19 protein-coding genes are annotated in these 20,524 nt (G+C 33.1%); 8 read left to right on the top strand and 11 right to left on the bottom strand.

Annotated elements, in window-relative coordinates; all coding sequences use genetic code 11:
- The 7 genes from AC1EU5_RS12940 (at position 1) to AC1EU5_RS12910 (ending at position 7,605) form a co-directional block, all read left to right on the top strand.
- Complete coding sequence (locus tag AC1EU5_RS12940) at positions 1-1,134, top strand: hypothetical protein (RefSeq protein WP_480192820.1); 1,134 nt, start codon at positions 1-3, stop codon at positions 1,132-1,134.
- On the top strand, positions 1,127-1,732 hold the full coding sequence (locus AC1EU5_RS12935; RefSeq protein ID WP_480192918.1) for a sugar transferase: 606 nt from the start codon (positions 1,127-1,129) through the stop codon (positions 1,730-1,732). The genes AC1EU5_RS12940 and AC1EU5_RS12935 overlap by 8 nt, the downstream gene beginning before the upstream one ends.
- Positions 1,732-2,736, top strand: a complete 1,005-nt coding sequence (locus AC1EU5_RS12930; RefSeq protein WP_480192819.1) for a sugar-transfer associated ATP-grasp domain-containing protein — start codon at positions 1,732-1,734, stop codon at positions 2,734-2,736. Before AC1EU5_RS12935 ends, AC1EU5_RS12930 begins: the two co-directional genes overlap by 1 nt.
- Positions 2,733-3,362: an acetyltransferase gene (locus AC1EU5_RS12925; RefSeq protein WP_480192818.1), complete on the top strand. Its 630-nt coding sequence runs from the start codon at positions 2,733-2,735 to the stop codon at positions 3,360-3,362. The genes AC1EU5_RS12930 and AC1EU5_RS12925 overlap by 4 nt, the downstream gene beginning before the upstream one ends.
- Positions 3,363-3,364: 2 nt before the next feature.
- The gene (wecB, locus tag AC1EU5_RS12920) at positions 3,365-4,444 is read left to right on the top strand and encodes a non-hydrolyzing UDP-N-acetylglucosamine 2-epimerase (RefSeq protein WP_480192817.1); all 1,080 of its coding nucleotides are present in this window, start codon (positions 3,365-3,367) and stop codon (positions 4,442-4,444) included.
- A 13-nt stretch (positions 4,445-4,457) separates the two neighbouring features.
- A complete protein-coding gene (locus AC1EU5_RS12915; protein WP_480192816.1) occupies positions 4,458-5,573 on the top strand; it encodes a DegT/DnrJ/EryC1/StrS family aminotransferase in 1,116 nt (371 codons plus the stop codon).
- Positions 5,574-5,670: 97 nt separating this feature from the next.
- Positions 5,671-7,605: a polysaccharide biosynthesis protein gene (locus AC1EU5_RS12910; RefSeq protein WP_480192815.1), complete on the top strand. Its 1,935-nt coding sequence runs from the start codon at positions 5,671-5,673 to the stop codon at positions 7,603-7,605.
- Here AC1EU5_RS12910 and AC1EU5_RS12905 read toward each other — a convergent pair.
- From AC1EU5_RS12905 to AC1EU5_RS12885, 5 genes are all read right to left on the bottom strand, one after another.
- Positions 7,555-8,646 (bottom strand): lipoprotein N-acyltransferase Lnb domain-containing protein, encoded by a 1,092-nt coding sequence (locus tag AC1EU5_RS12905; protein ID WP_480192814.1) that lies wholly within the window; start codon positions 8,644-8,646, stop codon positions 7,555-7,557. The two genes, AC1EU5_RS12910 and AC1EU5_RS12905, sit on opposite strands and share 51 nt — an antisense overlap.
- 77 nt (positions 8,647-8,723) lie before the next feature.
- Positions 8,724-9,839 carry a putative type IX sorting system protein PorV2 gene (locus AC1EU5_RS12900; protein WP_480192813.1) on the bottom strand — a complete coding sequence of 372 codons (1,116 nt, stop codon included), beginning with the start codon at positions 9,837-9,839 and terminating at the stop codon, positions 8,724-8,726.
- Positions 9,840-9,920: 81 nt separating this feature from the next.
- Entirely contained in the window at positions 9,921-10,883 is a 963-nt protein-coding gene (locus AC1EU5_RS12895; RefSeq protein ID WP_480192812.1) for a YheT family hydrolase, read from the bottom strand.
- Positions 10,884-11,624 carry a 5'-methylthioadenosine/adenosylhomocysteine nucleosidase gene (locus AC1EU5_RS12890; protein ID WP_480192811.1) on the bottom strand — a complete coding sequence of 247 codons (741 nt, stop codon included), beginning with the start codon at positions 11,622-11,624 and terminating at the stop codon, positions 10,884-10,886.
- 44 nt (positions 11,625-11,668) lie between these two features.
- Positions 11,669-12,334, bottom strand: a complete 666-nt coding sequence (locus tag AC1EU5_RS12885) for an ABC transporter ATP-binding protein (protein ID WP_480192810.1) — start codon at positions 12,332-12,334, stop codon at positions 11,669-11,671.
- A gap of 93 nt (positions 12,335-12,427) precedes the next feature.
- Between AC1EU5_RS12885 and sucC the strand changes: the two genes are divergently transcribed.
- On the top strand, positions 12,428-13,663 hold the full coding sequence (gene sucC, locus AC1EU5_RS12880; RefSeq protein WP_480192809.1) for an ADP-forming succinate--CoA ligase subunit beta: 1,236 nt from the start codon (positions 12,428-12,430) through the stop codon (positions 13,661-13,663).
- A gap of 92 nt (positions 13,664-13,755) precedes the next feature.
- On the opposite strand, the gene AC1EU5_RS12875 is transcribed toward sucC, so the two are convergent.
- The 6 genes from AC1EU5_RS12875 to AC1EU5_RS12850 form a co-directional block, all read right to left on the bottom strand.
- Entirely contained in the window at positions 13,756-16,251 is a 2,496-nt protein-coding gene (locus AC1EU5_RS12875; protein ID WP_480192808.1) for a M14 metallopeptidase family protein, read from the bottom strand.
- A gap of 119 nt (positions 16,252-16,370) precedes the next feature.
- Positions 16,371-16,865 (bottom strand): DUF2911 domain-containing protein, encoded by a 495-nt coding sequence (locus tag AC1EU5_RS12870; protein ID WP_480192807.1) that lies wholly within the window; start codon positions 16,863-16,865, stop codon positions 16,371-16,373.
- Positions 16,866-16,922: 57 nt separating this feature from the next.
- Positions 16,923-17,765: a DUF2911 domain-containing protein gene (locus AC1EU5_RS12865; protein WP_480192806.1), complete on the bottom strand. Its 843-nt coding sequence runs from the start codon at positions 17,763-17,765 to the stop codon at positions 16,923-16,925.
- 81 nt (positions 17,766-17,846) lie between these two features.
- Complete coding sequence (gene gldG, locus AC1EU5_RS12860) at positions 17,847-19,484, bottom strand: gliding motility-associated ABC transporter substrate-binding protein GldG (protein ID WP_480192805.1); 1,638 nt, start codon at positions 19,482-19,484, stop codon at positions 17,847-17,849.
- Entirely contained in the window at positions 19,484-20,197 is a 714-nt protein-coding gene (gldF, locus tag AC1EU5_RS12855) for a gliding motility-associated ABC transporter permease subunit GldF (RefSeq protein ID WP_480192804.1), read from the bottom strand. The genes gldG and gldF overlap by 1 nt, the downstream gene beginning before the upstream one ends.
- 30 nt (positions 20,198-20,227) lie before the next feature.
- Entirely contained in the window at positions 20,228-20,524 is a 297-nt protein-coding gene (locus AC1EU5_RS12850; protein ID WP_480192803.1) for a putative quinol monooxygenase, read from the bottom strand.

Here is a 20,524-nt window from a genome sequence, read left to right as displayed (position 1 = left end):
ATGAAACAGAAAATTTTAAATAATATTAAGAACATTTATGGTTGGAAAACCAAGAAAAAAATTGTTGTGATTTCTGTCGATGATTATGGTAATGTGAGGTTGGATAGCAAAAGAGCAAGAAAGAATTTAGATAATGCTGGGATTAAAGTATATAACAGGTTTGATGCTTACGATGCTTTGGAGACCAGAGAGGATTTAGAAAGTTTATTTGAAGTTCTTACGTCAGTCAAAGATAAGTATGGAAATCATGCTGTTTTTACACCTTTTGCCCTTCCTTGTAATATTAATTTTGAGAAAATGGCTTTAGATAATTTCAATAATTATATTTATGAACTTTTACCAGAAACTTTTGAGAAATTGGCATCAAAAGATCCAAAAGCATATGAAGGAGCGTGGAAGCTTTTAATGGAAGGTGTTAATGAAGGTATCATGGCACCACAGTTTCATGGAAGAGAACATATAAACCTTAAAATACTTAATGAAAAGTTAAAGATAAAGGATAGTAAGCTTTTAATAGCTTTGAAAAATAGGTGTTATACTAATATTGGTAATAGTCCTTATAAAACTATAAGTGCGACCGCAGCATTTGATTTTTGGGAATATAAAGAGAATGAATCTTTTGACGAAATAATTTCTGACGGTTTAGAAAAATTTCAGGAAGTATTTGGATACAGACCCAGACATTTTAACCCACCCGGAGGTAGAGAGCATCCAGTAATTCATAAATTCTTAAAAAATGAAGGAATAGATTTTTTGGACACTCCCCTATTGAAAAATGAACATCAGGGTGTGGGAAAATATAAGAAACGATTTAATTTTACAGGTAAGACGAACAACCTTGGAATGATATACCAGGTTAGAAATGTGGTCTTTGAACCTACAGACGATAGAGGTATTGATTGGGTTTCTTACTCTTTTAATCAAATAAAGTCAGCGTTTTACTGGAATCGCCCGGCAATTGTAAGCTCGCATAGAGTAAATTTTTGTGGTCATATTGATCAAGGAAATAGAAAAAAAGGGTTGAAAAGTTTAAATCAATTATTGAAAAAGATTGTGGCAACTTGGCCTGATGTTGAATTTATGTCTTCCTTAGATCTGGGTGACTTAATTAATGAGAGTAGAAAAGATGTATAGACATTTTATTAAAAGGGTTTTTGATTTTTTGACAAGCTTGTTTTTATTAATAATTCTTTCACCTGTATTATTATTTATATTTGTTATTCTATTTATTCAGAATAAGCATAAGCCCCTTTTTATCCAGATTAGGCCTGGAAGGAACCAAAGGAAAATAAAAATAATAAAATTCAAATCTATGACTGATGATGTTGATAAAGAAGGTAACTTGTTACCTGATAAAAATAGAATCACTCGATTCGGTGCCTTTATCAGAAAAACATCACTAGATGAATTACCTCAACTTTTAAATGTACTTAAAGGAGATATGAGCTTAGTTGGACCAAGGCCTTTATTATTTAAGTATATACCATTATTCAATAAAGAGCAATTAAGAAGGCATGAAATAAAACCGGGTATTACAGGATGGGCTCAAGTAAATGGTAGAAATAAAATTTCTTGGACAAAAAAATTCAAATATGATGTATACTATGTAGATCATATTTCATTTCTTTTTGATATAAAAATATTATGGCTTACTTTTTTAAAAGTAATTAAAAGAGAAGGTATTAATCAAACTGACGATAGGCCTATGGAGCCTTTTAATGGAACAAATTAATGAAAGTTAAAAGATTTATATATCTCATATATTATCTTAAAAAATTAGATAAAGATAAATTTAGAAAGTATTCAAACTTTGTGATTGAAAAGCATGGTATGACTAAGTTTTCCTTATATAATGATATTCTTAATGCTGTCCTTAAATACAATATTTCTATTCTGGATTACTTTTATTTTAAATTTTATATTTTGAATAAAGAGGAAAGAAAAACATATGCTGGCACTGGTTTTATGTATGAATTTCAACTTAGAATGAATCCGAAAAATAAGAGAAAAATATTGGAAAACAAACTCTTTTTTTTGAAAAAGTACTCCAGATTTGTGAAACATAAGCACTACGAAAAAAACGATTATTTGGCAAACTTAAAAACTGCTAGAGATTTTTTCGATAGTGTTGATAAGGTGGTTTTAAAATCATCTGATGGTCAATGTGGTGAAGGAATAGAAGTCATTAAAACTTCTGATTTGCAATTTGATATTTTTAAGAAAATTCTCATTCACTCTGAAAATGACCTTTTGGAAGAATTTGTTGTACAGCATAAGGATTTAATGAAGTTGTCATCAACAGGGTTAAATACAATAAGAGTTTTTACTCAATTGAATGATTATGGAGAAGTAGATTATTTAGGTGCTAGATTAAGAATTACTGTTAATTCTGAAGTTGATAATTTAGCCGCTGGGAATCTAGCTGCACCTATTGATATGAATACAGGTATTGTTTTTGGTAAGGGCGTGTATAGTGATATAACAAAAAAAGATCAAACACAACACCCTATAACCGGTCATAAAATAGTAGGTTTCAAAATTCCATATTGGAGCGAAATATTGTCAATAGCCAAAGAAGCTGCGTTACTATACCCTGAAAACAGATCAATAGGTTGGGATATTGCACTTACTGACATGGGACCCGAATTACTTGAAGGAAATCATAATTGGTGCAAATTGCTATGGCAGTTACCTGCAAAGCAAGGGCTTAAAAAAGAATTGATTAAATATTCATGAAGGACAAACTTATTATTATTGGTGCAGGAAACGTTGGTGGTTTTTTGGCATTGAATCAAGAGTTATTTCAAAAACAATATGATATTATTGGCTTTTTAGATGATAATGAAAAGAAAATTGGAAAAAAATTTTGGGGTATTCAGGTTTTAGGGAGGATTGAAAAAGTACAAGACTATAAAAATTGTTCAATTGTAATTGGAATTTCAAAACCAGCTGTTAAAAAGAAAATTCTAGGTAGAATAGGTGATAGATTTGATTTTCCAAACTTTATTTCTAACAATTGTTGGATTTCAAATAAAGTTGATATAGGAAAGGGAGTAATTATTTATCCTAATGTTTCAATTAATCATGAATCTGTGGTAAGCGATTTTTCAATTATTAATATGAATTGTGTTATTGGTCACAATTGTATTATTGGCAGGGGTAGTTCATTATCTCCGGGTGTTAATTTTGCTGGTTTTACGGTTGTTGAGCCTTTTGTTGAAATAGGAATTGGAGTAAGTACAAAACAGGGAATCAAAATTGCTAAACACTCTGTGATTGGGGGGCAAAGTATGTTAACACGAGATGTTGAGGCAAACTCAATTTATGTTGGAGTACCTGGAAAAAAAATAAAAAGTATATGAAAATGAAAATAGATATCATAGCAGGTGCGCGACCAAACTTTATGAAGATTGCTCCTATTTTAGAGGAGTTAGGAAAAGTTAAAGATAAAATTGAATATAGATTGATTCATACCGGACAGCATTATGATAAAAAGATGTCTGGTAATTTTTTTGAACAATTAGGTATTCCTGAGCCTCATGTGAATTTAGAAGTGGGATCAGCTACCCAGGCTGTACAGACAGGTAAAATCATGGAGCGTTATGAAACATTATTGCTGAATGAGCCTGCAGATTGGTGTTTAGTAGTGGGAGATGTTACCTCTACGATGGCTTGCAGTATTGCAGCAAAGAAATTAAAAATGGGAGTTATTCATGTTGAAGGGGGTATACGGTCAAATGATTTGAATATGCCAGAGGAAATAAATCGCATGGTAACCGATTCAATTACAGATGTTTTTTATACTACTAGTGAAGTTGCTAATCAAAATTTAATAAATCTAGGACACTCAAAAGAGAAGATAATATATGTTGGGAATACCATGATAGATACATTATTGAAAAATATGCCAAGATTTGCAAAACCTCAAGTTTACAATAAACTCAATTTGAAAGACAAAGGTTATTTTGTAATGACCTTACATAGACCTGCAAATGTAGATGAAGAACAAAAGCTAAAGAAGCTGATTGATGAAATTGTCAAAGGTGCCAATCAGATGCCAATTATATTTCCAGTACATCCTCGTACAGCAAAAATATTAAAGAATATAGGAGTTGAAGCGCCTAATCTGCATATGATTGAACCATTAGGATATTTAGAATTTAATTATTTAGTAAAAAATTCCTTTGCCGTAATCACTGATTCAGGGGGGATTACAGAAGAAACCACAGTCATGAAAATACCATGTATGACCTTGAGAGATAATACTGAACGACCTGAAACTATAACTGTTGGCACCAATGAATTGGTAGGTACAAACCCAGACAATATAGCTCCTTACATGAAAAAATTACATGATGGTCAATGGAAATTAGGTGATGTACCTTATTTGTGGGATGGTAAGACCTCAAAAAGAATTGTAGATCATTTGTTGACCTTGATTTAGTATTAATAATTTCATGAAAGAAAAAATCTGGTTATCGTCACCACATTTAACTGGTGAAGAGCAAAAGTATATTAAGGAGGCCTTTGAGACCAATTGGATAGCTCCACTGGGCCCCAATGTTAATGGGTTAGAAAAAGATATATGTGACTATACAGGTGCTGAAAGCTGCGCGGCCTTAAGTTCGGGAACAGCAGCTATTCATTTGGCATTAATTTTATTAGGTATAAAGGAAGAAGATGAGGTTATTTGCTCTACGTTTACATTTTCGGCCTCTGTAAATCCAATAAGGTATCAAAATGCAATTCCTGTTTTTATAGACTCAGAAAGAGATACGTGGAATATGTCTCCTGAATTGTTGGAGCAGACAATTAAGAAAAGAATAGAAATTGGGAAAAAACCTAAAGCTATAATTCTTGTTCATCTGTATGGAATGCCATCAAAAATGAAAGAATTATTAACCATAGCTAATAATTATGAAATTCCTGTTATTGAAGATGCAGCTGAGGCTATAGGAGCCAAATATAAGGGCAAAGCAATGGGGACATATGGTGAAATGGGAATTTTCTCTTTTAATGGAAATAAAATTATAACAACATCTGGTGGAGGGGCTCTGGTCTCTAATAATCCTGAATATTGTAAGAAGGCAACATTTTTAGCAACTCAAGCACGAGATAATGCTCCACATTATCAACATTCACATATTGGTTATAACTACAGAATGTCTAATATCTGTGCAGGTATTGGACGAGGACAAATGGAAGTGCTTGATAATAGGGTAGAAGCGAGAAGGTCGAATTATGAATTTTATAAAAATCAGTTGGAAGAGATACAACAAATTTCTTTTGCTCAAGAGCCAGAAGGTTTTTACTCAAATAGATGGCTTACAACAATAACTGTAGATAGTTTTGAAACTAGAGAAAAAATAAGACTTTCATTAGAAAAAGAAAATATAGAATCTAGACCATTATGGAAGCCCATGCATTTACAACCTATCTTTCAAGAATTTCCAGCATATTTAAATGGTGTATCAGAAGAATTATTCCAAAAAGGGCTCTGTCTCCCAAGTGGTTCTGACTTGACATCAGAACAATTATCTAGAATTTGCAATGTAATAAGTTCTAATTTTTAGTTAATTGTAATTTATTGATATTAAGATAAATAAATAGTTTATTCTTTTATTTCACATTTTATTACGACATTTACAGTATTAAAAGGATAGGGGAATCATGTTAAGGTCTTTTTTTCTTAAAGGTGCAAACCTAAATGTATCTCGTTGGGTAGTATTACTCATTGATATTTCTTTAGTGGTTCAAACTTTTATTCTAGCCTACCTGATAGTCTTCAATTTTAATCTGAATTTTCAAAGGTTTGGTTTTTTTGCCCAAATAGGCTTAGTTACATTCCTTTCACTTCTTTGTTTTTTGATTGTAGGCTCCTATAAGGGAACAGTGCGCCAAACTGGTATTAAGGATGCTATCAATGTGTTTTATGGAGTGTCTCTTCTTTATATTTCATTAATTGCTTTAACCCTGCTTGATCGTGAATTTGAATTTACCAATAGGTTTGCAGCACCGCTTAGAGTTCTGACAGTTCATTACCTGTTAAATATAATTGTACTTATTGCAAGCCGATTTATTTTTAAGAGATTTATACAACGCGTATTAACACAATACAAAGCTCCAGTAAATACCTTAATTTATGGAGCTGGGGATTCGGGACTTTTAACTTATTCTACCATATATAATGATACGAGTAATAACACGAATGTAGTTGGTTTTGTTGACGATGATAAAAACAAAATTGGTAAGAAATACAATAGGGTTAAGGTGTATGCTGCAAGGAAGATTACAAATGATTTTATTGAGTCAAAAGAGATCAGTGAAATTATTGTATCTATTCAGAATGTAGAAGCTTACAGACTCATGCAAATCGTTGATTCTCTTTTAGGGCTTCCTGTAAAAGTTAAAATTGTACCTTCTGTTGATAAATGGATTAATGGAGATCTCAATTTTGGACAGATAGAGGAAGTAAAGATTGAAGATTTATTGGATAGAACACCTATTAAGATTAATAATCCAATACTTCAAAAGGAATTAAATAAACAAAGTGTACTCATTACGGGAGCTGCTGGTTCTATAGGTAGCGAAATAGCTAGACAGGTAAGTAAATATAGTTATAAAGAATTGGTGTTATTGGACCAAGCAGAATCAGCATTGTATGATGTTCAGCAGAGCTTTATTAGAAATGATATTCGTAATTATGAAGTAATTATTGCGGATATAAGAAACAAGGATAGGATACAACAAGTTTTTGAAGCCTATGATTTTGATTTAGTTTTTCATGCGGCTGCATATAAGCATGTGCCATTAATGGAAGATAATCCTTATGAAGCTGTTAAGGTCAATATTTGTGGAACCAAAAATTTAATGGATTTATCATTGCAATTTGGAGTAGAAAAGTTTGTAATGGTTTCAACTGATAAAGCTGTAAACCCAACAAATGTTATGGGTGCAACTAAGAGAGTTGCCGAATTGTATGGTAGAAGTTTGAATGAAGAAAATAGAACTAAATTTATAACTACCAGATTCGGCAATGTTTTAGGATCTAATGGTTCAGTTATTCCACTTTTCAAAAAGCAAATAAAAGCTGGAGGACCTTTAACTGTTACTCATAAAGAAATTACCCGTTATTTTATGACTATACCTGAAGCCTGCGAACTGGTTTTGGAAGCCGGTGTTATGGGCGATGGTGGTGAGATTTTTGTATTTGATATGGGAAAATCTGTTAAGATTTTTGACATTGCAAAAAAAATGATTAACCTTTCTGGTTTGCGATACCCAGAAGACATAGATATTAAGATTATTGGTTTGCGCCCAGGAGAGAAGCTCTTCGAAGAGTTATTAAGTACAGAAGAAAATACTGTTAAAACCTATAACAAAAAAATACTTATAGCTAAAAATCAAGAGATTGATTACACTTTTGTAAAAAAGAAAATAGAGGCACTTACATTATTAGTTGAAAAAGATAAAGAAAGTATTGTTTTTAAACTAAAAGATATAGTACCTGAATATATCTCTAATAACTCTGAATTTGAAAAGCTTGATGAAGCTTTAAGTATGGTGGGTATAAAACCTTCTCAAAAAAAGGTACCGAATAAATAGCACTAGCAATAGCGGGATAATCGCAGTTGAGAAGATCTGTACTTTCAAAATCCAAAGTATAATTGTTGTTAATAATAATAAAATGCAAATATTAATATAATCGGTTACCCATTTTGAAGATTTTTTCAGTAGTAAAAAAGCTATCACCAAATTCAAAGGAAAAGCCCATAAAATATTAAAATTATTTGCAGTTGCGGAATGATCAGTAGCAAACCAAAGTAGTAGCAATAGTACACCAATAAGCCCTGTGGTAAAGAATAGGATAAAATCAATCCATTTTGTTCGAGTTTTGGTTCTATAATCCCTATAAGTTAATCCAATAATAATAAAGGAAATTAAAGAAAACACTACGAGCGGATTTAGTAGAAAAGAGTTTTTCCTTTCATGTTTTTGGGGTTGGAATAATGTACGTGTTATGCGAACTAATGGCTTTCCTTCAATCGTTCCTTTTTCAAAAGCCTTATAGATATACTCAGGAAGAAAGAGGTAATTTTTTGACTGTGCTTTTTTATCAATGACTGATCCCAATGCTAGATCAATACCAAACCTTCCCCAAGGCTGTTTGTCAAGATTTTGATGAATTAACTGTCTGAATGTTTTTCCCTCTTCACCTTTAAAATCATAGTTCAGTTTCAATTTATCATTTAGAATTGTATCAGAAACAACTTCTAATTTTGTAGCACAATTGTCATAAAAGAAATCATATAAATAATTTCTATTTTCGGGCTTGGCGTTGTTTTGTAAAAACTCAAAATAAGCTTGTACTTCAGCTTGTGACAGGGCTAATATCTGTTCTTTGACCGACCTATTCTGATGTTGATAAAGCTGCATGAAGCGTTCAAACCTTGAAACACTTAACAGATACAATAACTTACCCTGAGCAAATTTTCCGTAAAAATTAGGTATTTCAAAATCATAAACACCATAATTATAGACTATATCTAGGCTTAATAAGGGGTCCTTTATTCGCATGGCACTATGACCAAAGGAATCTACTAATTCATCCCCGGGCCCAATAGTTAAAATACTGACCTGAGCCATATGAGAAAGCTTTATATATTGACTATAAGAATTTCCTATTCCTACAAGTAAAAAAAGAGATATTATGAAATTCCTGATCATGGTCTAAAAAAACTAAAATCTGCTTTTATTGAAAAAACATTGGAATACAAGGTGCCGCTAGCTCCTCCAATATTTGATAAAGCATAATCCACCTGAATACCCTTATACTTAAAACCAACCCCAAAATTTGGCTCTACAATTAAAGAATTAGAGTTGTCAAAATTGGTTTCATTTTGAAAATTTGTAATACCTCCTCTTAAATACACCATATTTAAGTAATCAACTTGAAAACCAAAAGAAGGGTTCATACTCACCACTGATGAAGAGATAATATCATTGGTTTCTGTAAAACGCATATGCAAATCTAAAGCTGTTAAAAGCCCAAAATCTCTATTAATTTTAAACTTTCTGGCTATGCCAAATTGTAATTTGGGTTTTGTAATCTCTATGTCATCAGGTACAACAGTAGGAATTACTTCATCATCATTAGTTGGGTCTCCATCATTTAAAATATTATTATTTAGTTCTTCATAAATAGCCAAAATACCATCTAATTCACCATCATCAAAAGACCAGGCATTAAAAGAGGTAGTTATATCTCTTGCCATGAGTCCAAATTGCCAGTTCTTAGTTTTATATTGAATTCCAGCATCAAAACCAAAACCAATAGATGAAGCAAAATCACCAATAACGCGTCTTATAATTTTAGCATTTAAACCAAAATTAATGCCTTTGTACTTTAATTTTTTTGCGTATGCTATATTTAGTGCCCAATCGGCCGTAGAGAATAAACTCACTCTATTGTAATCTATGTTTCCATCTATAATAAGATCTGTAGTATTCAAAATATCATCAACTCCAAATCGTATTAATGAAATAGCAATAGTACTTTCATTATCTAATGGTTTGGCAAATGCTGCATAATCATATTTAGCAATGCCTTGAAAATATTCAGCGTGCATGAGTGCACCTTGGTAATCTGCTATTTCAACCAAACCTGCAGGATTCCAGTAGATAGCGTTTACATCATTTGTAGTTGCACTTACAGCATTACCCATGCCAAAAGCTGCGGCATCTACACCTATGTTTAAAAACTCATTTGAGTAGCCTCTAACCGACTGGCCAAAAGAAATCATTGAGGTTAAAAAAAAGAATAGACTTATTTTTTTCAAACGATGAATTTTGTGCAAATATTACATTTTATTATAAACTAACAGTACTTTCAGTAAGATAATGTTTGTTAGGCTAGATAGTTATATTCCATGCTGTATGAAGGATATGATTCGTTGTTCGCACCAAGGTAATTTATTAGTATTTAAGTAGGTCATAAAGCCAACATGCCCACCATATTTTGGCACTTCTAAATGAAAGTGTTTATGATCTCTAGCTTCTTCTATAGGATAACTTTCAGCAGTAAAGAAAGGGTCATCCAAGGCATTGATCAATAAAGATTTGGTCTTTATGGTTGAGAGAAATTGCTTGCAACTGGCTTTTTGCCAATAATCTTCTGCATTTTTAAATCCGTTAGCAGGAGCTGTATAAAAATCATCAAGTTCTTTAAAGTTTTTTACACGAACTATTTGTTCTTTTGTTAGATGTGAATCAGGAAACTGCTCTAATTTTTGTAAAGCCTTTTGCTTTAATGTTTTAAGAAATGTGCTTAGATACAATTTGTTTGAAATAGCGGTCATTTTTGCGGCTGTTGCCTGTAAATCACATGGTGTAGAAATTGCTACACCCGTATTGATATGTGGTCTATCTTTTTCGCCTAGATACTTCAAAGTCAAGTTGCCACCAAGACTATAACCTACCATGTTTAATTCTTCATAATCAAAGTTTTGTTGGATATAATCAAAAACTTCTTCAATATCTTCGGTTTTTCCACTGTGATACGAGCAGAAGAGTCTATTAGTCTCACCACTACATCCTCTTAAGTTCATAGAAACGGCATCATAACCTTTTCTGTTTAATTCATTGGTGAGCGAGATCATATAAGAAGAGTTTGAACTTCCTTCCAATCCATGAATAAGCAATACCAACTTTTTTGAACCTATGGTAGAAAAATCAAGATCAACAAAATCTCCATCAGACAATTCAACGCGTTTTCTTCCATACTCTAATTCAGGATGACAGAATATAGCTCTGTACATGGTATTTAAATGTCCATTTTTAAAAATAAATGAAGGCGAATATGTAGATTCTTCTAAATATGGCATTTATATAAAATAATTTTCTAAGATTTTTAAAACATATTTACTGGCAATCTGGTTTAAAAAATGCTGAAAATCTATGTGTGCGTTATCATTTGCGTTATCTGAAATAATCCGAATGATAGAAAAAGGTATTTGATATTCATAGCAAACCTGAGCAACAGCCGCACCTTCCATTTCAACACTTACAACTGACTGCAAGTTCGAATTTATGAAATTTATCTGAGATTTACTAGTGATAAATTGATCTCCACTTGCAATATCACCATGTATAACCCTAGGATTCAGAATATCGAAATTGGTTGCTTCTGCTTGTGATATAGTATGATTAAAATCCTTTAAAAAGGTTTTTGAAGCATCGATTAATTTTTTAGAAGCAACATCATCTGTATTAAAATATGATTTGCCCAACAAGGGTAATTCAAATCTATTAAACAATGGAGAGGCATCTACATCATGTTGATATAATTTCTTTCCGATTACGATATCGCCAATATGAACTTTAGGGCTAACTGATCCGGCAACACCGCTAAAAATAAGTTGATCTAAACTGAAATCATTAGCAAGTTGTGTAGCGGTTGTTGCTGAAGCTACCTTACCCCAGCGTGAGAAAACCAATACCACCTCTTTTCCAAATAGGGTGCCAACGTGATATTTGCGAAGCCCTTTAGCGTAGCTGGTTGCATTTTTGAGTTCTATAAGGAGTGCACCCATTTCTTCTTGCATGGCACTCATAATTGCAATCATAGCTAAATCGAATTAGGGTATAGATGAAATTTTACGCATTTATACTAAGGCTTAACAATTTTACCGTCTACCATTTCCAGTTTTCTATCTGCCATAGTTGCCAATTCTTCATTGTGAGTAACGATTACAAAAGTCTGTTTGAATTCATCACGAAGCTTAAAAAAAAGCTCATGAAGACTCTTTGCCGAAGCCGTGTCTAAATTACCACTGGGTTCATCAGCAAAGATTACCTTAGGATGATTTATCAAAGCTCTGGCTACCGCAGTTCTCTGTTGTTCACCACCAGAAAGTTCACCAGGCTTATGGTCAATACGGTCTCCTAAACCTAAAAATTCTAATAATTTTTTTGCCTCTTGCTGTACTTCATTTTTAGGTCTATTGGCTATAAAACCTGGAATACACACGTTTTCTAAGGCTGTAAACTCAGGCAATAACTGATGAAATTGAAATATGAAACCTATATGCTGATTTCTAAATTTTGATAAACGCTTGTCGTTTAGAACTGAGACATTATCGCCGTTTAATTGTAATTTGCTATTTCGTTTATCATCAGGAGCGTCAAGAGTCCCTAAAATTTGTAATAATGTTGTTTTTCCTGCTCCACTAGGCCCTACAATAGCTACAATTTCACTCTCTTTTATATAGAGATCTACACCTTTTAATACTTGCAGGTTACCATAAGTCTTGGTAATATTTTTTGCTTCAATCATCAAAATAAAATAAACGATGTGAAAATAGTCAAATTCACAGAAACACCTTAAATTTTAAATAAAGTTTATATGTAAAGCGCGCCTAAATTTCAAATGGTTTGTTATTTTTGCTTACGCGTACTCAAAAATACATCAATGAATTTACACGAATATCAAGGGAAAGAAATTTTAAGCAGCTTTGGCGTAAGAACACAACGTGGAATTGTTGCTCATAATCATAAAGAAGCTGTTGATGCAGCAAAGCAATTATCTATTGAGACAGGAACTAGTTGGTGGGTAGTAAAGGCTCAGGTTCATGCGGGCGGCAGAGGTAAAGGTGGCGGTGTGAAATTGGCAAAGACTTTACAAGAAGTAGAATCAATTTCAGAAGATATTATAGGTATGATGTTGAAAACTCCTCAAACTCCACCAGAAGGTAAAAAAGTACATCAGGTTTTAATTGCTGAAGATGTGTATTATCCTGGAGATAATGAACCTGAAGAATATTATATGTCAGTGTTGTTAAATAGATCTACTGGCAAAAATATGATCATGTATTCAACTGAAGGAGGTATGGATATTGAAGCCGTTGCAGAAGAAACTCCACATCTTATTTTTACAGAGGAAGTTGATCCCGCTATAGGTTTATTGCCATTCCAGGCACGTAAAATTGCCTTTAACTTAGGATTGTCTGGTGGTGCCTTGAAGGAAATGGTAAAGTTTGTTTCTTCGTTATATACAGCTTTTGTGAAGTCTGATTCTTCATTGTTTGAGATCAATCCGGTACTAAAAACATCTGATGATAAGATCATGGCTGTAGATGCCAAGGTAACTTTAGATGATAACGCCTTGTTCCGCCATAAGGATTATGCAGAAATGCGTGATTTACGAGAGGAAAATCCGATTGAAGTAGAAGCAAAAGCAGCAGGGTTGAATTATGTCGACCTTGATGGAAATGTTGGCTGTATGGTAAATGGCGCTGGATTGGCTATGGGTACTATGGATTTAATAAAAGAGTCGGGTGGTGAACCTGCTAATTTTTTAGATGTTGGTGGTACTGCAGATGCTAAACGTGTTGAAACAGCTTTTAAGATTATTTTAAAAGATCCAAACGTAAAAGCTATTTTAGTAAATATATTTGGAGGTATTGTACGTTGTGATCGAGTTGCACAAGGTATAGTTGATGCGTATCAGAATATGGGTGATGCTATTAATGTACCAATTATAGCGCGTTTACAAGGTACCAATGCAAAGGAAGCAAAAGAGTTGATTGATAACAGTGGTATGGAAATTATTTCTGCTACTGAATTTCAAGAAGCTGCAGATAAGGTTCAGGAAGTATTAGCTTAATTATACATCCGACTACCAGAATAATAATTTATAAAAGAAAAGAGCTGCAATTTTGCAGCTCTTTTCTTTTATTTGTCAATGCCTCTTCGTTTCTACATAAATTTTCCGAAAAAGATAGCATTCATCATAAGCTTATTAGTACCGTACCAAAACGCTCTGAAATTAGTATTGTCAGTAAAAACAATCACTTTACCCTTACCCATTTTTGCACTTTTAAAAGGTATAGATTCGGCTAATTGGTCTAAATTTTCTTTGGAGATATAACCACTCATGAGTGGTTTTTTAGTGTATTGTAGAGCCGGTTTATAAGTACCTAAACTATCTGGCTTTACAAATACAGTGGTATTCCTAAATAGAGGCAACTTATTTGAGTTATATCCAAAGTTTATGGGGTGACTTCTATCAATGGTGGCTTCAAAAATAGCACCGCCAATGACTTGAGCACCTCTAAAGTTTTGACGTTGATCAAATGCTACATTTTTAGTTCCAGCTTTTGATTTTTTAAAATCAAGTTTAATGAATTTATTACTGTTTAACCATTTTAAGCTATTTCTAAAACCAATAAGTGTACCGCCACCTTTCACATAGTTCTCTAATTGCTTTTTAGGATTGTTTAATCTACCACCATTTGAGTTTGGTAGAATTACAGCAGTGTACTTACTTAAGTTGACTCTTGATAGATCTCGTGTATCTAATTTAGCGATAGGAATATCGTAACGCGTGTCTAGTAAGTGCCATATTTCACCAGCATCATATGAAGTGATTCCATCACCAATAATTAAAGCTATTTTAGGTTTTTTCAAAGCTTTGAAATTACTACTTCCTAAATCAATACCTTCTGTCAAACCAGTGGTAACTGCATCAATATTAACTCCGGTTTCTTTAGCCAGGTTTTTAAGTAGTTCATATAATACATCCGGTGTTTTTTTCTGATTTTGAACAGGCACCATGATCGTACCGTAATCATATGAATTTCCTGCCAATTTAAAGGGCTTCATAGCTACTTTAGCACGCAGTCCTCTCTTTAAAATTTGATAGACCAGTTTTGGTGTATAATATTCATCCCATTCAAATAAGTAAGCATAATTACTCTTTCCTGAAACTATACCTTTTGGGAAAGACAGATCAGTCACTTCTTCACCCAAATTTGAGGTGTTATTTTGATATTGATAAGGCAAGTTAAATGCCAGAGGGAGAGTCCATGCTGAGACATCATAAAAAAGACTATCTCTAAAAGAGGTTCTTTTTTCAAACATAGCATTGATCATTCTAGAATTAGCTTGATTCAAAGGAATGACATAACTATTTTCTTTTTGACTGTTTTTATAAAACTTTATATGCTGCCTTTGTAGCATTTTAGCAAAATGATACGTTTTAGCTCTATCGGTTTTGTCACCAAAAGCAATAGCCTTTGCTTTATTTCTCGTCACCTCGCGTTGAGCGTTTTTGTAAAAATCACGTTGATAGTTTAGCAACTGCTCACGCATCTCTTTACCAGCTTCTAACGTAGATAAGGCGGTAGTGAATTGATTTTTAATTGTAAAAGGAAATTTTAGCAATCCATTATCGCTTTGCTGTAAATGACCTCTTGAACTGGCCTGTTCAAATAAAATTCCAATACCACCATTGATATCTGGAAAGGTTGAACCTTTACCATAATAAAAATCATCAAAGCTTTCTTCTGTATAATAAAGCGAGCCTATTTTATCGAGTGCCTTTGCGTGGTAGGTGCCTATTTCTTTTGTCAATTCCTGATTTTTATTAGGAGTTAATGGATGCGTTCGTGAAGGAATACCAGGTTGAAAGAAAAAAGTGGCATTGGTACCCATTTCATGATGATCAGTTAAAATATTGGGCTTCCATTGATGAAAACTTTTGACTCTAGCTTGTGATTCAGGTAATTGTGAAACTAACCAATCACGATTCATATCAAACCAATAATGATTGGTTCTGCCTCGAGGCCATGCTTCGTTATACTCTCGGTCACTACTATCAGGAGTTAAATTCTGATTTTTATGTGTATTCACCCAAGATGCGAATCTATTTAACCCATCAGGGTTGTATGATGGATCAAATAAGATAATAGTATTATCAAGCAATTCATCAATAGCTTTACCTTGTGCCGCCGCTAAATAATAGGCAACCAACATTCCTGCATTAGCACCACTGGGTTCATTACCATGTATAGAAAAACCTTGATATACCACTAATGGCATAGCACTAGTATTTATTGCTGTAGAAACATTAGCATCAGAAAGTTTTAAATGCTCGGTTCTTATAAGCTCTAAATTTTGCTGATTTTGTGGAGATGTAATTGTTAATAATAGGAGCGGTCTTCCTTCATAAGTGTTTCCTCGGTTTTCAATGGTAACCCTATCAGAAGCCCTAGCCAGTGCCTTCATATACTCTGCTAGTTTATCATGAGAAATATGCCATTCACCTACTTGATGACCAATAATACTTTCAGGAGTTGGAATAGCTGAATTATAAGAGACATCTTGCGGTAAATAGTAGGAAAGATCTATCTTTTGAGCATTGGTAGTTAAACATACTACTAGAATAAAAATGTAAGGTAAGATTCTTTTCATGGTGTTTAAATTGGTTAGAATGATAAATGTACCCAGAATAACTGAGTCATCAAAATACTGAAAAACAAAAGCCTCAATAATCAAATTGAGGCTTTTGAAAACAGAATTCTAATATTTATTTAATTAGAAACAGGTATTGTTAAGCGTGTTTTTGCCCAAGCAAATTCAATTGCGTTATCACCAATAGTATATTGCAATGCTTCTTGGTTGTCATCAACAAATGAAGGTTTCACCATAACTCTGGCTGCATCTTGACTTTCATTGTATGAATAAGCACCCCAGGCATCATTCTTTGTATTGAAAATAACTACCCAATCAGCGTCTTTTTTAGGGATAATAAAGAAGCCATATTTACCAGCTTTTAAGGTTTTACCACCTACATTTACATCCTTGTCAAAAGAAACTGTAGTATTTTCATTTGCACCAGCGCGCCATACTTTATCATATTTTTCAAGGCCTCCCCAAATAGTTCTTCCTTTTACACTAGGAGCACCGTAGTCAACAGAAACAGAAACACCACCTATGGTACCTTCAGCTTGCTTTCTAGGACTCTTTTGAGCACAGCCGATAGAGACTACAAATACAAAACATACTAATAAACTAAGTTTTTTCATGAATTATAATTTAAAGTTATTTTAAGCTTTGTCGTTCTTGGTTTGGTTTGATTACTTTTATTTTGAAGACCATTCAGCAATGGACTTTTTATTCATTTCAACCCAATTAGCATTACCTGCTTCTTCTGCACCTTTCATTGACGCCGTAGCAGCTTCAATGGCTTCTTTTTTCTTACCAAGACCAGCTAGTATTAAAGCTTTTTCACGCTTCATCCACCAGGCTCCTTCATTGATTTTTACAGCTTTATCGATCCATGTTAATGCTTGATTTAAGTCTTTGCCAGTTTTTCTATAGTATCCGGCAGCACTATAGTAATCATTAGCTGATGGGCCTGCCATGACCTTTGTAATACTTTTGGATGCTTTAGCGTCTGTAGGTACATTAAAAGGAACACCAACATACACATCTTCCCAAAGCATACCCAGTGTAGCACCGTCATCTTTTAAGTCATCAAAAGTCATGGTAAATGATTGGATTGGCATTGGCATTTTTTGAACAGGCACAATAGCAGTTAGAGCAATTTTGGCTTCACTCCAATCTCCTGGAACACCACCTCCTTCATGATCGGTATAGAAATGTACTTTCCATTTATCTGCATTAGGTTTTGTAAAAATGGCATATGTACCTTTCTTTAAGGTGTCACCATTAATAGTTACATCATCTTTAAAAGTAATTTTTGTTCTTGCGTTAGCGCCAGTTCTCCATAGTTGATCATATGGTACAAGACCGCCAAATATTTTTCTACCTTTCATTGAAGGTCTAGAATATTCAAGTACAACATCTGTTAATCCTACAGTTTGTTTTAGTTTTGAGGAAGGGCTAGGAGCCGGGGTCTCTACTTGTGCTGAAAGTGACCAAGCACCAAAAACCAATACAGCTAAAAGTGTAATTTTTTTCATTTTGGTATATTTAAGTTTAAGTTAATAAAGGGTATCAAAGATAATTGAAAAAGAACCTTAAAAAGAGGGTTTAACTTTTCTTTAACTATATTTTCTATTCCTTATAAAGTTAAAGATAAGCCCGAAGATCCCAAGCAATACCAATGGTAACAGCACATTAATTACCTGCCATTTAGTTTTTTGCGAAATAACTTTTTGTTTGTCTAAAAATTGAAGATTAAGGGTTTTAGATCTTAAGTTAATTAAGCCAGAGTCATCTAACAGATAATTGATAGTATTCAATAAAAATGTACTATTACCATACTGCTGATTTGTCCATTTATCAAGCCCCAGTTCTAGCGGTTGGCCTTGATGAATTTGATTTGCTATGATGTCACCATCAGCAATAATAACCATTTTACTAGCTAAACTTTTTTCATTAAACTCATTGGCCTTAAAAGGCTTTACACGATTTGCGTAAGCTGACTTGAATTCGCCTTCTAACAAAACGCCTAAAATCTGATCGCCATTATTATAATCTTTGGGTAATGGTTTCTTATTGATTTCTTCGATAGATATTAGATTTGGAGTGCCAATAGGTTTTGATAATTTTGAACTCTGTAGCAGTACAGTTTTACTAATATTGTTCTTTAAGGTATCAATTGAATTCGCAAATTTTAGATTAATAGCTTCAGTGTTTGTTGTAATTGGATGCTCACCTTTAGATGTAATTACAGGATGGTATTGCCATAAGAAATCCTGATACTGTGTTCTATTACCAACATTTCCGGCAGCTAAGCGAATGGTGGCACTATACATGTCTTTAATCACGTCAAAATTTAGACGCACTCCATAAGAGAATAATAAATCTGTTAAACCCAAATCACGATTGTAAGCTAAGGTCTCACCAGTATTCATTAAGCTGTCGAGTTCAGCCACTACATTATCAATGAGCCAAAGAGATTTGCCTCCATTAGTAATAAATTGATCTAATGTAAACTTCTCTTGCTCTGAAAATTTTTCTGTAGGCTTTGCTATAATTGCCAAGTCATATCCCTTTAGCTGTTGTAATGTCTTTTCAGGGTTATTACTAACAGAGTCAAGAGTGAATGGGGCAAGTTTATAGTATTGACTTAACTTTCGTAAAAAACTGGCCAGATAGATATCGTCTAACTCGCCATTTCCTTTTAAAATAGCTATGGTTTGATTCTTTTCTGAAGACACCTTATGAAAAGCATCTGCAAAGCTATATTCCAGATTTTGAATTGAGCTTTGTAGTTGTTCTTCTTGAGTAGTGGTAGTTTGTGTAGCAAGCAATGATACATTTTCAACTTTGTCTTTATATTCAACGGTAGCCCAAGGAAAAATGATTGTTTCAGATACATTACCAGCTTCTTGAGTTGATAATCTGCTCGGTTGTAACCCTTGCTTGATAAGTTCTTCAGCCTGATCTAAAGGATCAATAAATTTGAATTTAATATTATTATTCTTTGCCTTTAGTTCTTCAAGATATTGCTTGGTCTCAGTTTGGAGGCGTTTGAATTCAGCTGGAAATTCTCCTTGTAAATATACTTTTACAAAGGCGCGTTCATCAATTTTATCTAGTATAGCTTCCGTTGTTTCTGAGAATGTATACCTTTTATCTTGAGTTAGGTCAAAGCGTTTATAAAATTTATTGAAGGCAAAATTAAGTAGAACTAATCCAATTAGAAGTAAGGCTATTTTTGTGTACTTATTCATTATTCTTGCTCTAATTTTAATTTAGTTAAGAATAAAAAAAATACAGTAACACTTACAAAATAGATTAAATCTCGAGTATCTATAACACCTCGTGAGATACTGTTATAATGTTCTTTCATGCCAAAATTATGAATGCCATCTACTAGATTCATATTGGCTATTGCCTCAAAGCCATAAAACAAAACAAAGGAAATGATTACTGCCAGAATGAATGCTACAATTTGATTGTTGGATAGGGTAGAGGTAAACAATCCAACAGCCGTATATGCACTAGCTAAAAATAACAACCCTAAGTATGACCCAATGGTAACACCAGTATCTAAATTTCCAGTTGGATTTCCTAAATTATAAATACTAAAAACATAGATAAAAGTAGGAATGAGGGCTAATATAATTAGAAGCAGTGCGCCGAAATACTTTCCCAATACAATTTGCCAGTTAGTCATTGGTTTGGTTTTTAAAATTTCTATAGTTCCTAACCTGAATTCATCAGAGAAACTACGCATTGTAACTGCGGGAATTAGAAATAAAAAAAACCAGGGAACAATGAAAAAGAAAATATTCAGATCAGCAAAGCCAGCATCTAAAATATTGAATTGTCCTTTGAATACCCACAAGAAAAGTCCGTTGACTAATAAGAAAACTGCAATGACCAAATAACCTATTGGTGATGCAAAAAATGAATTTAATTCTTTTCTTAAAATTGCTAACATTTAGTTAGTTATCTTTTTAATGTTTAAGTACTAGTTTAATATTTCAATTTTATCCACACTCCATGCTTCTGGTTTATCATTGAATAACATTTTGGTTTTAACCCACACCTTTTTGAACAGGTCTGAGTTTCTATAGTGTTCTAAAAAATGTTCTTCTTGCCAATAGCTATAGGTGAAAAATATATTTGAATGTTTTTTGTCTTTATAGAGTTCTAACAATTCGCAACCTTCAAAAGCACGTATTTTATCTTTTACACCATCAAAGTTTGCTAAAAACTCATCTATTTTATCTTGCTGAAAGCTCATTTTCACAATGCGTACAAACAT

This window comes from Maritimimonas sp. 2405UD52-3 (genome assembly GCF_056591715.1).
This window is presented reverse-complemented; position numbering and strand designations above follow the sequence as displayed.

Excerpts from the sequence above, each read along its gene's own strand:
- gldG (WP_480192805.1), bottom strand. The coding sequence starts at position 19,484 with ATGAATAAGTACACAAAAATAGCCTTACTTCTAATTGGATTAGTTCTA.
- AC1EU5_RS12870 (WP_480192807.1), bottom strand. The coding sequence starts at position 16,865 with ATGAAAAAACTTAGTTTATTAGTATGTTTTGTATTTGTAGTCTCTATC.
- AC1EU5_RS12930 (WP_480192819.1), top strand. The coding sequence starts at position 1,732 with ATGAAAGTTAAAAGATTTATATATCTCATATATTATCTTAAAAAATTA.
- AC1EU5_RS12850 (WP_480192803.1), bottom strand. The coding sequence starts at position 20,524 with ATGTTTGTACGCATTGTGAAAATGAGCTTTCAGCAAGATAAAATAGAT.
- AC1EU5_RS12905 (WP_480192814.1), bottom strand. The coding sequence starts at position 8,646 with ATGGCTCAGGTCAGTATTTTAACTATTGGGCCCGGGGATGAATTAGTA.
- AC1EU5_RS12910 (WP_480192815.1), top strand. The coding sequence starts at position 5,671 with ATGTTAAGGTCTTTTTTTCTTAAAGGTGCAAACCTAAATGTATCTCGT.
- AC1EU5_RS12915 (WP_480192816.1), top strand. The coding sequence starts at position 4,458 with ATGAAAGAAAAAATCTGGTTATCGTCACCACATTTAACTGGTGAAGAG.
- AC1EU5_RS12865 (WP_480192806.1), bottom strand. The coding sequence starts at position 17,765 with ATGAAAAAAATTACACTTTTAGCTGTATTGGTTTTTGGTGCTTGGTCA.
- gldF (WP_480192804.1), bottom strand. The coding sequence starts at position 20,197 with ATGTTAGCAATTTTAAGAAAAGAATTAAATTCATTTTTTGCATCACCA.
- AC1EU5_RS12935 (WP_480192918.1), top strand. The coding sequence starts at position 1,127 with ATGTATAGACATTTTATTAAAAGGGTTTTTGATTTTTTGACAAGCTTG.
- AC1EU5_RS12890 (WP_480192811.1), bottom strand. The coding sequence starts at position 11,624 with ATGATTGCAATTATGAGTGCCATGCAAGAAGAAATGGGTGCACTCCTT.
- AC1EU5_RS12940 (WP_480192820.1), top strand. The coding sequence starts at position 1 with ATGAAACAGAAAATTTTAAATAATATTAAGAACATTTATGGTTGGAAA.
- AC1EU5_RS12925 (WP_480192818.1), top strand. The coding sequence starts at position 2,733 with ATGAAGGACAAACTTATTATTATTGGTGCAGGAAACGTTGGTGGTTTT.
- sucC (WP_480192809.1), top strand. The coding sequence starts at position 12,428 with ATGGTTTGTTATTTTTGCTTACGCGTACTCAAAAATACATCAATGAAT.
- wecB (WP_480192817.1), top strand. The coding sequence starts at position 3,365 with ATGAAAATAGATATCATAGCAGGTGCGCGACCAAACTTTATGAAGATT.
- AC1EU5_RS12875 (WP_480192808.1), bottom strand. The coding sequence starts at position 16,251 with ATGAAAAGAATCTTACCTTACATTTTTATTCTAGTAGTATGTTTAACT.
- AC1EU5_RS12895 (WP_480192812.1), bottom strand. The coding sequence starts at position 10,883 with ATGCCATATTTAGAAGAATCTACATATTCGCCTTCATTTATTTTTAAA.
- AC1EU5_RS12885 (WP_480192810.1), bottom strand. The coding sequence starts at position 12,334 with ATGATTGAAGCAAAAAATATTACCAAGACTTATGGTAACCTGCAAGTA.